Source organism: Ancylobacter aquaticus, assembly GCF_004339465.1.
Classification (GTDB): domain Bacteria; phylum Pseudomonadota; class Alphaproteobacteria; order Rhizobiales; family Xanthobacteraceae; genus Ancylobacter; species Ancylobacter aquaticus.
Genome location: NZ_SMFY01000001.1, coordinates 1,624,335 through 1,637,258, shown reverse-complemented (window position 1 = coordinate 1,637,258; position 12,924 = coordinate 1,624,335). Strand labels below are relative to the sequence as shown.

General features: G+C 67.6%; 14 protein-coding genes. 4 read left to right on the top strand and 10 right to left on the bottom strand.

Translation table 11 applies throughout. From position 1 onward, the window contains the following. The first annotated feature begins 21 nt into the window (after positions 1–21). The 4 genes from EV667_RS07545 (at position 22) to EV667_RS07530 (ending at position 4,047) form a co-directional block, all read left to right on the top strand. Positions 22–750, top strand: a complete 729-nt coding sequence (locus tag EV667_RS07545) for an SDR family oxidoreductase (RefSeq protein WP_131834635.1) — start codon at positions 22–24, stop codon at positions 748–750. A gap of 3 nt (positions 751–753) precedes the next feature. Further along, a complete protein-coding gene (locus EV667_RS07540; protein WP_131834634.1) occupies positions 754–2,358 on the top strand; it encodes an FGGY-family carbohydrate kinase in 1,605 nt (534 codons plus the stop codon). 141 nt (positions 2,359–2,499) lie between these two features. Next, positions 2,500–2,814 carry a DUF2934 domain-containing protein gene (locus tag EV667_RS07535; RefSeq protein WP_131834633.1) on the top strand — a complete coding sequence of 105 codons (315 nt, stop codon included), beginning with the start codon at positions 2,500–2,502 and terminating at the stop codon, positions 2,812–2,814. Positions 2,815–2,910: 96 nt separating this feature from the next. Beyond that, entirely contained in the window at positions 2,911–4,047 is a 1,137-nt protein-coding gene (locus EV667_RS07530; RefSeq protein WP_131834632.1) for an ROK family protein, read from the top strand. 8 nt (positions 4,048–4,055) lie between these two features. Here EV667_RS07530 and EV667_RS07525 read toward each other — a convergent pair whose 3' ends face one another. The 10 genes from EV667_RS07525 to EV667_RS07480 all read right to left on the bottom strand — a co-directional run bounded on the left by EV667_RS07525 (position 4,056) and on the right by EV667_RS07480 (position 12,923). After that, on the bottom strand, positions 4,056–4,544 hold the full coding sequence (locus EV667_RS07525) for a low affinity iron permease family protein (RefSeq protein ID WP_131834631.1): 489 nt from the start codon (positions 4,542–4,544) through the stop codon (positions 4,056–4,058). Positions 4,545–4,647: 103 nt separating this feature from the next. Beyond that, positions 4,648–4,833, bottom strand: coding sequence for a DUF3008 family protein (locus EV667_RS07520; RefSeq protein WP_131834630.1), 186 nt, complete (start codon positions 4,831–4,833; stop codon positions 4,648–4,650). 82 nt (positions 4,834–4,915) lie between these two features. After that, entirely contained in the window at positions 4,916–5,422 is a 507-nt protein-coding gene (locus EV667_RS07515) for a YciE/YciF ferroxidase family protein (RefSeq protein ID WP_131834629.1), read from the bottom strand. A gap of 153 nt (positions 5,423–5,575) precedes the next feature. Next, the gene (locus tag EV667_RS07510; RefSeq protein WP_131834628.1) at positions 5,576–5,992 is read right to left on the bottom strand and encodes a hypothetical protein; all 417 of its coding nucleotides are present in this window, start codon (positions 5,990–5,992) and stop codon (positions 5,576–5,578) included. Between the two features lie 77 nt (positions 5,993–6,069). Continuing rightward, on the bottom strand, positions 6,070–7,038 hold the full coding sequence (locus EV667_RS07505) for a carbohydrate kinase family protein (protein WP_131834627.1): 969 nt from the start codon (positions 7,036–7,038) through the stop codon (positions 6,070–6,072). Positions 7,039–7,065: 27 nt separating this feature from the next. Then, complete coding sequence (locus tag EV667_RS07500; protein WP_131834626.1) at positions 7,066–8,517, bottom strand: mannitol dehydrogenase family protein; 1,452 nt, start codon at positions 8,515–8,517, stop codon at positions 7,066–7,068. A gap of 119 nt (positions 8,518–8,636) precedes the next feature. Beyond that, the gene (locus EV667_RS07495) at positions 8,637–9,635 is read right to left on the bottom strand and encodes an ABC transporter ATP-binding protein (protein ID WP_131834625.1); all 999 of its coding nucleotides are present in this window, start codon (positions 9,633–9,635) and stop codon (positions 8,637–8,639) included. A 10-nt stretch (positions 9,636–9,645) separates the two neighbouring features. Continuing rightward, the gene (locus EV667_RS07490; protein WP_131834624.1) at positions 9,646–10,476 is read right to left on the bottom strand and encodes a carbohydrate ABC transporter permease; all 831 of its coding nucleotides are present in this window, start codon (positions 10,474–10,476) and stop codon (positions 9,646–9,648) included. Position 10,477: 1 nt separating this feature from the next. After that, positions 10,478–11,350 carry a carbohydrate ABC transporter permease gene (locus EV667_RS07485; protein ID WP_131834623.1) on the bottom strand — a complete coding sequence of 291 codons (873 nt, stop codon included), beginning with the start codon at positions 11,348–11,350 and terminating at the stop codon, positions 10,478–10,480. A 256-nt stretch (positions 11,351–11,606) separates the two neighbouring features. Further along, on the bottom strand, positions 11,607–12,923 hold the full coding sequence (locus tag EV667_RS07480) for an ABC transporter substrate-binding protein (RefSeq protein ID WP_207907724.1): 1,317 nt from the start codon (positions 12,921–12,923) through the stop codon (positions 11,607–11,609). Between the last annotated feature and the right edge of the window lies 1 nt (position 12,924).

The window sequence follows — 12,924 nt, the reverse complement described above, 5'->3', positions numbered from 1 at the left end:
CAAACCCCATCGGAGCTTCACATGGCAAACCGGCTTGAAGGCAAGGTGGCCGCCATCACCGGCGCGGCGTCGGGCATCGGGCTCGAATGCGCCCGCGCCATGCTGAATGAGGGCGCGACCGTCGCCCTTGTCGACCGCGCCGCCGACACGCTGGCCGCGCTGAGCGCCGAGCTCGGGCCGAAGGCGGTGCCTGTCGTGGTCGACCTGCTCGCCCCCGCGAGCGTCGCCACCATGCTGCCGCAGATCCTGGAAAAATGCGGCCGGCTCGACATCTTCCACGCCAATGCCGGTGCCTATATCGGCGGCGATGTGGTGGAGGGCGACCCGGATGTGTGGGACCGGGTGCTGAACCTCAACATCAACGCCGCCTTCCGCACCGTGCAGGCGGTGCTGCCGCATATGGTTGCGCAGAAGGGCGGCGACGTGCTGTTCACCTCCTCCATCGCCGGGGTCGTGCCCGTGGTGTGGGAGCCGATCTACACCGCCTCGAAATTCGCCGTGCAGGCGTTCGTCCACACCACGCGCCGGCAGGTGGCAAAGCACGGAATCCGCGTCGGCGCGGTGCTGCCGGGACCTGTCGTCACCGCCCTGATCAAGGACTGGCCGCAGGCCAAGCTTGACGAGGCGCTTGCCTCCGGTGCCCTGATGGAAGCAAAGGAAGTGGCGGACTGCGTCATCTTCATGCTGACGCGGCCGCGTAACGTGACCATACGCGATCTGGTGATCGTGCCGAACGGAACGGACCTCTAGGCCATGGGCGGATGCTTCGCGGGAATCGACGTCGGCACGGGCAGCGTGCGCGCCGGCATTTTCGATGCCGACGGACGACAGCTTGCCGTCGCCAAGCGCGACATCCGCATGTGGAAGGAGGCGGGCGATGTCGTCGAGCAGTCGAGTGACGACATCTGGGCCGGTGTCTGCGCCTGCATGCAGGAGGCCCTCCGGGCGGCCGGCCTCGTCGCCCGCGACATCGCCGGTATCGGCTTCGACGCGACCTGCTCGCTGGTCGTGCTCGGCGAGGGCGGGCAGCCGCTGCCCGTCGGCCGCCATGGCGACCCCGCCCGCAACGTCATCGTGTGGATGGACCACCGCGCCACGGGGCAGGCCGACCGCATCAACGCGCTCGGCAGCCCGGTGCTGGACTATGTCGGCGGCACCATTTCGCCAGAGATGGAAACGCCTAAGCTGCTGTGGCTGAGCGAGGAACTTCCCGCCACTTTTGCCGGCGCCTGGCAGTTTCTCGACCTCGCGGACTTCCTTACCTGGAAGGCGACCGGCAGCCTGGCCCGCTCGGTCTGCACCGTCACCTGCAAATGGACCTATCTCGCCCATGAGCAGCGCTGGGACGCCGATTATTTCCGCAGGATCGGCCTCGGCGCCCTGACCGATGAAGGCTTTTCGCGGATCGGCACCCAGATCGTCGCGGCCGGCACGCCGCTCGGCGCCGGCCTGACGGGCGAGGCGGCGGCCGAGCTGGGCCTCGCCCCCGGCACGGCGGTGGCGGCCGGGCTTATCGACGCTCATGCCGGCGGCATCGGCACGGTGGGTGCGCGCGGCGGCAGCGGCGATGTGCTCAGCCGCATGGCCTATGTGTTCGGCACCTCCGCCTGCACCCTGCTCACCACGGCCGAGCCGGCCTTCGTGCCCGGCGTGTGGGGTCCCTATTTCTCGGCCATGGTGCCGGATCTCTGGCTCAACGAGGGCGGGCAGTCCGCCGCTGGCGCCGCCATCGACCGGCTGGTGCGGCTACACCCCGCCGCGCCGCAGGCCGCCGAGCTGGCGCGGGCCGCGGGGCAGAGCCTTAATGTCTGGCTCGCCCGGCGCGCTGAGGAAGCCGGCGGCGCGAATGCCATCGCGGAGCTCGCCGGCACGCTGCATGTGGTGCCGGAGTTTCTCGGCAACCGCGCGCCCTTCGCCGACCATCTCGCGCGCGGCATCGTTGCCGGGCTCGGCATGGATGAAGGGCTCGAAAGCCTGGTCGGGCTCTACATGGCCGGGCTTGCCGGCATCGGCTACGGGCTGCGCCAGATCCTTGACGCGCAGGCCGCCAAGGGCGCGCGCACGGACATGGTCGTCATCTCCGGCGGCGCCGGCCAGAGCGCGCTGGTGCGCCAGGTGCTGGCCGATGCGGCGCAGGTGAACGTGGCCGCCACCGCCTCGCCCGAGCCGGTGCTGCTCGGCTCGGCAATACTCGGCGCGGTGGCCGCCGGCCGCTATGCCAGCTTTACGCAGGCCATGGCCGCCATGTCGGAGATCGAGGTGGTGTACCCCCCGGACGTGCAGACGCGCGACTGGCACGCGCTCCGCTTCAGGGCGTTCGAGACCCTGCAGGGCGCCTATCGCAGCCTGCGGGACTGACGGCGCCGCTTCACGTCATCGCGACGAACGGCCCGTACGTTGTCTTCCGTCTTCTGCTTTTCATCGCGGTGCGGCACCTTGGCTGTAGCGCAGCGGACCCGAACGGTTCACGCTGATGCATCCGTTTGCAGGGGACCCGCGATGAACGAGCGAGAGACGCGTATCCGTGAATGGGCCTACCGGCTTTGGGAAGAACAGGGATATCCCCATGGCCGCGACGAAGAGCACTGGCTGCGCGCGGTCGCGATCGTGATGGAGGAGGACGGCGTGGCGGAGGCCGGCCCCGCAGCCGAGCCGACGCCCGAGCCCATGCCCGAGCCGGCCGCTGCGCCGGCGCCGTCCCCGGTGCCCGCCGCGAAGCCGAAGGCTGCCCGGGCCAAGACGGCCGGCGCCGAACCGACCGTCACGCAGGCGCCGGCGCCCGCCCCGGCGACGCCCGGCCGCCGCAAGCGCTGATCGCAGCCCTACTATCTTCCTGCCGGGCGATGGAACGCCCGGTCCCCATTCGTCGTTCTCGTTCAGATGAAGCGAGAGTGAATGGGGAGCATCTGAATGGCCAAAAGCGCGGCGCAGACCAAGAGCGCGGAGCCGAAGATCAAGGAAACGCCGCCCAATGTGGCGGTGCACGGCGCCGCGACGCTCACGGGAGTGACCGTGGATGGCTTCAACGCCCAGATACGCGACGAGAACGGCTTTCTCGGCGACCGTGCCCGGCGTGCGGCGTTCTTTGAAATCTTCGACCGCTGGCGCGATCTCGGCGACCGCGAATTGTCGATCCTCGGCAAGACGCCGACCGCTGAACTGTCCAAATCGGAGATCGACGACGCTCTCGCCAATGGCAAGCCGCATGAGCAGGCCATCATCCACAGCGCCATCGAGGAATATTCCAACGAGCTGTTCACCGTGGTGCGCCGCTTCATGCGGACCAAGGAATGGCGGGACACGCAGCGCATCGTCGTCGGCGGCGGGCTGAAGGCCGGGCGCTTCGCCGAGATCGCCGTGGCGCGGGCCGAGCTGCTCGCCCGGGCCGAGGGCATTGACATCGAGATGCGTCCGATCCGCAACGAGCCCGACGAGGCCGGGCTGATCGGCGCCGCCCACCTCGCCCCGAGCTGGATGTTCGCCAGCTTCGACGACATTCTGGCCGTGGATATCGGCGGCACCAACATCCGCTGCGGCATCGTCCGGCTTAATCTCGACAAGGCGGACGACCTGTCGAAGGCCCGTGTGCGCAGCTTCGAGCTGTGGCGCCATGGCGATGAAGATCCCGGCCGGGAAGAGGCCATCGCCAAGCTTGTCGGTATGCTGGAGAAGCTGATCGCGGAAGCGAAGAAGGACGATCTGCGCCTCGCGCCCTTCATCGGCGTCGGCTGTCCCGGCTCGATCGCCGGCGACGGTACCATCGAGAACGGCGCGCAGAACCTGCCGGGAAACTGGCAGAGTTCGCGCTTCAACCTGCCCGCCGCTCTGTGGGAGGCGATACCCACCATCGCCGGCAACGAGACCACCGTGGTCATGCACAATGACGCCGTGGTGCAGGGGCTGAGCGAAGTGCCCTTCATGCAGGATGTCGAGCATTGGGGCGTGCTGACCATCGGCACCGGCCTCGGCAATGCCCGCTATACCAATCGCAAGCGCGGCAAGGACAAGGACAAGAGCGCGGCGAAGAAGTCCGACGCGAAGGACTGACGGGTAGCTCAGCCCGGGGCGGGTGCCGGCCGTATGTCGCGCCCCGCCTTGGGCGAGGTTCCGGACGTCGCGCCGGGGCTGGTCGGCGCGTCGCTCTCGTCCTCGCCGCCCTCCCGCTCCCGGCGGGCGAGCTCTTCATATTCGCCGCGAATGGTCTCCAGCGCGCCATCGTCCAGTTCCTCAAGATCGAGAAGCACGCGCCGGGTCCCTTCCGTTCGCGCGATCAGTTCGTCGATCTTGATGTGGAGCGCGGCAGTGTCTCGGTTCTGGCTGTTCTGGATCACGAACACCATGAGGAAGGTAATGATCGTGGTGGAGGTGTTGATGATGAGCTGCCAGGTGTCGCCAAAGCCGACAAAGGGCCCGGTAAGGGCCCACAGCACGATGAGACCGGCCGCGCCAGCGAACGTCACGGGCCTGCCGGCCTGGCTTGAAATCCACTGGGCGAAGCGGGTGAAATAGGAGCGCGTCGGCTTGCCCCGGCTGCTGAGTGCCATTTTCGACCTCTGTGAGACGTGCGGGAAACCCGTGACGGCTCCCCGACCAACGCCTTTTGGTGCCGGTGACGTCGCGCCGCCGTGTCTGTCTCCAGACCCGGCCTTAGCCGTCCACGCGCTCCGGCTTGCCCTTGCGCGGGGTGCTGGCGAGTTCCTCAAGCTCCTTTTCCGTCATGGATTTCTCCATCGACGCTGAGGCGCCCTTGAGCTCGCCCTTCTCCGTTTCGCCGCGCTTGGCGGAAAGCGCGGCGCCGGCTGCCTTCTGCTGAGCTTTCGATTTGGCAGGCATTCCAGCCTCCTTTCGCGCGCGTATCGTCGCATTGCGCCGCCGCCGGGCTCGCACATGGCGAGCGCCGGCCGCGAGCGCCGACTTATTCGGCGGCCTGCAGATTGACGCGGGCTTCCGCCAGCTTCGTCAGCTTGGCATCGGCGTTCTTTTCTTCCTCAAGATTCCTGGCGAGGACGCTCGCGCAGTCGGGACGGCCCAGCAGCTTGGCCCACGCGATGAGCGTGCCGTAGCGGGTCATCTCGTAATGCTCGACCGCCTGTGCCGCCGCGATCAGCGCGGCGTCGAGCACCTGCTTGTCTGCAATCTCGCCGGAGACTTCCTCGGCCTCGTCGATGATGCCGTCAATCGCCGGGCAGGTGACTGCCTTGGCCGCGACGCCATGCATCTTGAACACTTCCTCGACGCGGAGAATGTGCCCTTCGGTCTCGGAGAGGTGCTTCTGGAAGTCCGCCTTCAGCTGCGGATCGCTCGCCTTCTCGATCATGGTCGGCAGCGACTTGGCGATCTTCTTCTCCGCATAATAGATATCGCGAAGCGTATGGACGAAGAGATCGTCCATCGTCTTTATGTCCTTGGAGAACAGGCCCATGTTAGAATCCTCCTTGCGGAATGGTATTTATAGGCGCTTTACTTAACTCGTCGCCGCGCGCACCTGTTTCGGCCGCGCCGCACAAGATAAAAACGTCAAACAGGGACCCTGTTCCCTGCTTTTCAAGATTTCGGCGCGGTCACGTAAGAGCGGTCACATCGGCGCCGGCACAGGATCACGCGGAGGAAGGTCGATCGGCGGCGCGGTCGGCTCGTCGAGCGGCTCCTCGACCTCGGGGGTGATGTCGGGATCCTGATCGGGCGGGATTGTCGGCTCATCTATGCCCGGCTGAGGCCGGTCCAGCGGCGGCTCCCGGGGCGGCGCCGCCCATATCGCTGCTGCCCCGGCCCCCTGCTGAGGCGGGGGCGGCGCGGGCCATGGATCGCTGACCTGGGGGGGAACGGGATCGCGAATTTCCGGCACGTCGGGATCGTGCACCGGCGGCTGCACCGGGTCGTGGATCGGCGCCGGGTCCGGGGTGGGGGGTACGTCCGGCACCGGGTTCACATCCGGCATCGGGGGCACGCCGGGCTGGCCGGGCGCAGTGGGGGCGGCCTGACTGGGGGTCATATGGAACTCTCCTCCCGTTTTGCCTGTCGGGCTCAACGCCGCCCGCAGGCGGGCGGTTCCGGAGAGATGCGCCGTCTTCAGCCCGCGTCGACGACCTCGGCGCGCCAGGGCGGATTGGCGCCGGCGCGTGTCACCGAGATCGCCGCCGCCCGGCTGGCGAAGTCGAGCGCCGCGCGGAGCCCATCGGGCGACACGCCGGCCAGCGCCAGCGGATGTGCCTGCCCGCGCTCGACAAGCGCGCAGAGGAAGGCGGCGTTGAAGGTGTCGCCCGCCCCCACCGTGTCGGCAACCGGCACCACCTGCCCCGGCACCGCCACGTCCAGCCCCTCGCCGAACGCGCGTGCGCCCTTCGCCCCGAGCGTGATGAGAACGAGGCGCGGCCCCATGGCACGGATACGCTCCGCCTGCGTGGCGATGTCGCCCAGCCCGGTCAGCCAGAAAAGGTCTTCGTCGGACAGCTTCACCACATGGCTGAGGCCGATCATCCGGAAGATGCGGGCGCGATAGATGGCCTCGTCGCGGATGAAGCCGGGGCGGATATTGGGGTCGAGCATGATGAGCCGCCCCTGCCCGTCGCCCGCCGTGCGCGCGGCCAGCGCCTCCATGGCCGATCCCACCGGCTCGCCCACCAGGCTGATGCCGCCGAAGAACAGCACGCCGACCTCGTCGGGAAGATCGGGAATGTCGGCCGGGGCCAGCATGCGGCCGGCGGTGTTCTCGTCGAGGAAGAGGTAGCGCGCCTGCCCCTCCACCAGCGTCACGAAAGCCAGCGTCGTGTGCCGGTCAACCGGGGCGCACAGGCTGGCATCGACGCCGGCGGCGTCGAGCGCGGCGCGAAGCTGCACGCCGAACATGTCGCTCGACAGGCCATACCAGAAGCGCGTCGGCACCCCCAGCCGCGCCGCGGCGATGGCGGTGTTGAACACCGCCCCGCCCGGCAGCGGCAGGAAGGCCTGCCCTTCCGGGGTCGAGCGCGGCACCATGTCGATCAGCGCCTCGCCAGCACAGAGCAGGACCGGCGCGGAGGGGATGGCGGGTGCGGACATCGGCGCGAACCTCCGGGTCGTTCGGTGTCAGCCCGCGAGATAATCGGTGAGGACCGCGCGGGCGCCCCTCGCCCATAGCGCGCGCAGCGCGTGCGCGAAAGCCACCACGATTTCGGGATCGCTGCCGAGATCGCCATAGACCTCGTCCATCGCCAGCCACACCGCCGGGTCGTCCTTGGCGGCGCAGGCGCGGGCGGTGAGTTCGTCCCAGTTCGGGTCGTTCGGCTCGATCACGGCGCCGCTGTCGCTGGTTCCCGCGCAATAGCGGCACCACAGGGCGGATTCGAGGATCAGGCCCTTGGGCAGGCGGCCGGCGGCGCGGTTGTCGCGGATCGAGGGCACGATGAATTTCGGCTGGCGGTTGGAGCCGTCGAGGCAGAGCCGGCGCACCGTGTCGGCCACTTCCGGGTTGGCGAAACGCTCGCGGATGACGCTGTAATAGGCTTCAAGGTCCGTGTCGGGCACCGGTGGCACGATGGGAATGATCTCCTCGCGCTCCACCTTGTCGAGGAAGGCGGAGATGAGCGGCTCTTCCATCGCCTCATGGACGAGGGCGACATCCATCAGCCCGCCGGGATAGGCGATGATGGCATGGCCGCCATTGAGGATGCGGATCTTCATCGCCTCATAGGCGTGGACATGCTCGGTGAAGACCACCCCGACCTTCTCCAGCGCCGGGCGCCCGGTGGGGAAATAATCCTCCAGCACCCATTGGCGGAAAGGCTCGCAGGTGACGGGCACCGGGTCGTCGAGCCCGAAAGCCGCCGCCATGGCGCGCTCGCGCTCCCCGGTGGCGGGGGTGATGCGATCGACCATGCCATTGGGAAAGGCGACATTGGCCTCCACCCAGGCGGCGAAGTCGGCATCGAAAAGCTGCGCCAGCCCCACCACCACCTGCTGCGTCACATGGCCATTGCCGGGGAGGTTGTCGCAGGACATCACGGTGAAGGGGGGCAAGCCCGCCGCGCGCCGGAGCGTGAGCGCGGCGAGGATGGCGCCGAACGCGGTTTCCGGCGCGGCGGGGTTAGCCGCATCGGCCCGGATGCCGGGGGCGCCGGTGTCGAGCCGCCCGGCCGGGTCCATGAAATAGCCGCCCTCGGTCACGGTGAGGCTGACGATGCGGATTTCCGGCCGCGCCATCGCGGCGATGAGCGCGCCATTGCCCGGCTCGACGGGCAGAAAGTCGATCATTGCGCCGATGCGGCGGGCGCTTCGGCCATGGGGGTCCAGTTCGATGACGGTGGAGAGGCAGTCCTGCGCCTTCAGCGCCTCGCGCATTGCCGCATCGGCCGGGCGCACGCCGGCCCCGATGATGGCCCAGTCATGGCCCTCGCCGAGAGCGAAAAGATCGTCGAGATAGACCGCCTGATGGGCCCGGTGAAAATTGCCGAGGCCGATATGGACGATGCCCGGCGTCAGGCGGGCGCGGTCATAGGCGGGAGCCGCATAGGCGGGAAGCGCGGGGGCGGGGGTCGTCATCTCTCAGATCTTCCGGTTGTCGCACCATGCGCGCACAGGCGACGTTGCGGGCGACGTTGAAGGCGCGGCCCGAAGGCCGGGCGCCGTATTTCAGGCGAGGCAGGCAGGGGCGCAGGAGGTCACGCCATCGCCATGCCCTTGGCGTCGAAGCGGTGGAGCTTGTCCGCCTGCGGGGCGAGGCTCACCTGCGCGCCATGGCGCAGCGGCACGTCGCCGCCGACCCGGACATTGATCTGGCCGACGCCGGCGACATCGACCTTGAGGAAGGTGTCGGAGCCGAGGTGCTCGCACAGGCCGACCATGCCCTTCCACGGCCCCTCATCCGCGATGTCGATGTGCTCGGGGCGCACGCCCAGCGTATGGGCGCCGTGCTTGGCGGCTTCCGCCCCCTCGACAAGGTTCATCTTCGGGCTGCCGATAAAGCCGGCGACGAACAGGTTGGCGGGGGAGTGGTAGAGGTCCAGCGGGCTGCCCACCTGCTCGATGCGCCCGGCATTGAGCACCACGATGCGGTCGGCCATGGTCATGGCCTCCACCTGATCATGGGTGACATAGACCATGGTGGTCGCGAGCGTGTGGTGCAGCTCGGAGATTTCCTGCCGCATGGAGACGCGCAGTGCCGCGTCGAGATTGGAGAGCGGCTCGTCGAAGAGGAACGCCGCCGGCTCGCGCACGATGGCGCGGCCAATGGCGACGCGCTGGCGCTGGCCGCCGGAAAGCTGGCTCGGCTTGCGGTCGAGATAGGGGGTCAGGTTCAGCACCTTCGCTGCCGCCTCCACCTTGCGCTGCTGCTCCTCGGCCGGCAGGCCGGCCATGCGCAGCGGGAAGGCGATGTTCTTGGCCACGCTCATATGCGGGTAAAGCGCGTAGCTCTGGAACACCATGGCGAGGCCGCGCTTGGCCGGCGGCAGCCTTGTCGCGTCCTTGCCGTCGATGGAGATGGTACCGGAGGACGTGTCCTCCAGCCCGGCGATGAGGCGCAGCAGGGTGGATTTTCCGCAGCCCGAGGGGCCGACGAAGACCACGAACTCGCCATCAGGGATCACCAGGTCGATGCCCTGGATGATGGACACGCCGCCGAAGGACTTGCGGACCTCGGTAAGAACGATCTCGCCCATAAGTCTCTCCCTATTTCACGGCGCCGAAGGTCAGCCCGCGCACGAGCTGCTTCTGGCTGAACCAGCCCAGGATCATGATCGGCGCGATGGCCATGGTGCTGGCCGCCGAAAGCTTGGCGTAGAACAGCCCTTCCGGGCTGGAATAGCTGGCGATGAAGGCAGTGAGCGGCGCGGCGCTGGCGGCGGTCAGGTTCAGCGTCCAGAAGCTCTCGTTCCACGCCAGAATGACGTTGAGCAGCAGCGTGGAAGCGATGCCCGGCACCGCCATGGGCGTCAGCACATAGAGGATTTCCGAGGACAGGGTGGCCCCGTCCATGCGCGCGGCTTCGAGTATCTCGGCGGGGATTTCCTTGAAGTAGGTATAGAGCATCCACACGATGATCGGCAGGTTCACCATGGTGAGCACGATGACGAGCCCGGTCTTGGTGTCGAGCAGCCCGGCGTCGCGCGCCAGCAGGTAGATCGGCACGAGCACGCCCACCGCCGGCAGCATCTTGGTGGAGAGCATCCACATCAGGATGTCCTTGGTGCGCTTGCCGGGCACGAAGGCCATCGACCACGCCGCCGGCACCGCGATGATGAGCCCGAGCACGGTGGAGCCGACGGAAATCACAACCGAGTTCCAGAAGTGCGCGAGGTAGTCGGAGCGCTGGTTCACCGTCTCGTAGTTTTCCAGCGTCCAGTCGAAGAACAGGAAAGACGGGTGCGAGTTGATCGCCTCGCCCTCGGTCTTGAAGGAGGTGAGGAACGTCCACAGGATGGGGAAGAAGATCAGCAGCGCCACGCCCCAGGCGAGGAAGGTGACAGCGGCCTTGTGGCCCTTGGTAGCCTCGCGTGCCATCTCATGCCTCCAGGTTCTTGCCGATCATCCGCATCAGGAAGATCGCGACGATGTTGGCGAGGATGACGGCGACGATGCCGCCCGCCGAACCCAGTCCGACGTCGAACTGCAGCATGGACTGCATGTAGACGAGGAAGGTCAGCGTGGTGGAAGCCGTGCCCGGCCCGCCATTTGTGGTGACGAGGATTTCAGCGAAGACCGACAGCAGGAAGATGGTCTGGATCAGCACCACCACCGTCGCCGCCCTCATCAGATGGGGGATGGTGAGGTGAACGAACCGCCAGACCGGGCCGGCGCCGTCCATCTCGGCCGCTTCCATCTGCTCGCGGTCGAGACTCTGCATCGCGGTGAACAGGATCAGCGTCGCGAAAGGCAGCCATTGCCAGGCGACGATGGCGATGATGGAGGCCAGGGGCGCGTCGGCGAAGAAGTCGATGGGCTCCAGCCCGAGCCCCCGCGCCAGCGCGGCGAACAGCCCGTTGACCGGGTTCATCAGCATGTTCTTCCACACCAGCGCGGACACGCTCGGCATGACGAAGAACGGCGCGATGACGAGGATACGTACGATCCCCTGCCCCCACATGGGCTGGTCGAGCAGCACCGCCAGCGCCACGCCCCCGACCACGGTGATCGCCAGCACGCCCAGCACGAGGGTCAACGTGTTCACCAACGCGGGCCAGAAGGCGGGGTCGGTGAAGAAGTAGGTGTAGTTCTCGAAGCCGGTGAACTGTTCCGTTCCCGGCATCAGCAGGTTGAAGCGCAGGAAGGAGAAATAGATGGTCATGCCCAGCGGCACGATCATCCAGAGAAAGAGCAGCAGAACCGCCGGGGAGAGCATCAGCCGGCCGGCAATGCGTGAGGCTTGCGTCGCCATGGGGGGCCTCCCTGGCCAGGGCGCGCCGCGGGCGAAGCGCGCTGGGGGCTCGGAAAAACGGAACGGATCGAAGGGGGCGCGACTGCAAGGGCGACGCCTCGGGGCGCCGGCTTGCTCATCAGGAACCTGCCCTTGCGAGGGGAGGTCCCGACACGGCGCGGGAGCGGGAGACACCCGCACCGTGTCGGGAAACAGCCCGGCGCGGGCGGGCGCCGAGCGGACCGAGCGGCCTTCGCGGTGCGAAGGCCCGTAACGCCTACTTCTTGGGGTAGCCGGCGCGGGTCATCTCACGGGTGGTGAGGGCCTGCGCGGCGGCGAGCGCCTGGTCGGCGGTCGCACTGCCGGCGAGCGCGGCCGAGAACTGCTGTCCCACCGCCGTGCCGATTGCCTGGAACTCCGGGATCGCGACGAACTGGCCACCCGTATAGGGCACCGCCTTTTCGGACGGCTTCTGGGTGTTGGCCGCCTCGATGGCGGTTAGCGTCATCTCGGCGAAGGGCGCGACCTTCACGTATTCCGGGTTCTTGTAGAGCGAGGTGCGCGTGCCGGGGGGCACATTGGCGATGCCGTCCTTCTCAGCGACCAGCTTGGCATAGGCCGGCGAGGTCGCCCAGGCGACGAAGGTCTTGGCAGCTTCCGCCTTGGACGTGGTCGCCGGGATGGCGAGGTTCCACGACCACAGCCAGTTGCCGTGGTTCGAGCCGCCCTTGCGCACCGGCGAGGGGGCGAAGCCCACCTTGTCGGCGACCTGCGATTCCTTCGGGTCCGAGATGAAGGAGGCGGCGACGGTCGCGTCGATCCACATGCCGCACTTGCCGGTCTGGAACAGCGCGAGGTTCTCGTTGAAGCCGTTGGAAGACGAGCCGGGGGGGCCGTATTCCTTCATCAGCTTCAGATAGGTGTCGAGGGTCTTCTTCCACTCGGGACCTGTGAACTCAGGCTTCCACTCCATGTCGAACCAGGCGCCGCCCATGGAATTGTTCATCGAGGTGAGGAACGCCATGTTCTCGCCCCAGCCGGCCTTGCCGCGCAGGCAGATGCCATAGATGCCGGCGCCCTTGTCGGTCATCTTCGCCGCCGCGTCGGTGATGAAATCCCAATCGGGATTCTCGGGCATCTTCAGCCCGGCCTTCTCCAAAAGGTCGGTGCGGTACATGAGCATGGAGCTCTCGGCGTAGAACGGCACGGCGTGCAGCTTGCCATCGACGGTGAGGCCCTGCGCCACCTGCGGCAGAAGATCGGCCTGGTCGTAATCGGCGCCGAGGTTCTCCAGCGGCATCAGCCAGCCCTGCTTGGCCCAGATCGGCACTTCGTAATTGCCGATGGTCAGCACGTCATACTGGCCGCCCTTGGAGGCGATGTCGGTGGTCACGCGCTGGCGCAGCACGTTCTCTTCCAGCGTCACCCAGTTGACCTTGATGTCGGGATGCAGGGCGTTGAACTCGGGGGTCAGGCGCTGCATTCGGATCATGTCGCCATTGTTCACGGTGGCGACGGTGATGGTGGTCTGCGCCGAGGCCGTGCCCATGAGGGCAACCGTCAGCGAGGCACCCGCGAGGGCGCGCAATGTCATG

Coding starts and splice junctions, on each gene's coding strand:
- EV667_RS07545 (WP_131834635.1), top strand. CDS start 22: ATGGCAAACCGGCTTGAAGGCAAGGTGGCCGCCATCACCGGCGCGGCG.
- EV667_RS07540 (WP_131834634.1), top strand. CDS start 754: ATGGGCGGATGCTTCGCGGGAATCGACGTCGGCACGGGCAGCGTGCGC.
- EV667_RS07535 (WP_131834633.1), top strand. CDS start 2,500: ATGAACGAGCGAGAGACGCGTATCCGTGAATGGGCCTACCGGCTTTGG.
- EV667_RS07530 (WP_131834632.1), top strand. CDS start 2,911: ATGGCCAAAAGCGCGGCGCAGACCAAGAGCGCGGAGCCGAAGATCAAG.
- EV667_RS07525 (WP_131834631.1), bottom strand. CDS start 4,544: ATGGCACTCAGCAGCCGGGGCAAGCCGACGCGCTCCTATTTCACCCGC.
- EV667_RS07520 (WP_131834630.1), bottom strand. CDS start 4,833: ATGCCTGCCAAATCGAAAGCTCAGCAGAAGGCAGCCGGCGCCGCGCTT.
- EV667_RS07515 (WP_131834629.1), bottom strand. CDS start 5,422: ATGGGCCTGTTCTCCAAGGACATAAAGACGATGGACGATCTCTTCGTC.
- EV667_RS07510 (WP_131834628.1), bottom strand. CDS start 5,992: ATGACCCCCAGTCAGGCCGCCCCCACTGCGCCCGGCCAGCCCGGCGTG.
- EV667_RS07505 (WP_131834627.1), bottom strand. CDS start 7,038: ATGTCCGCACCCGCCATCCCCTCCGCGCCGGTCCTGCTCTGTGCTGGC.
- EV667_RS07500 (WP_131834626.1), bottom strand. CDS start 8,517: ATGACGACCCCCGCCCCCGCGCTTCCCGCCTATGCGGCTCCCGCCTAT.
- EV667_RS07495 (WP_131834625.1), bottom strand. CDS start 9,635: ATGGGCGAGATCGTTCTTACCGAGGTCCGCAAGTCCTTCGGCGGCGTG.
- EV667_RS07490 (WP_131834624.1), bottom strand. CDS start 10,476: ATGGCACGCGAGGCTACCAAGGGCCACAAGGCCGCTGTCACCTTCCTC.
- EV667_RS07485 (WP_131834623.1), bottom strand. CDS start 11,350: ATGGCGACGCAAGCCTCACGCATTGCCGGCCGGCTGATGCTCTCCCCG.
- EV667_RS07480 (WP_207907724.1), bottom strand. CDS start 12,923: ATGACATTGCGCGCCCTCGCGGGTGCCTCGCTGACGGTTGCCCTCATG.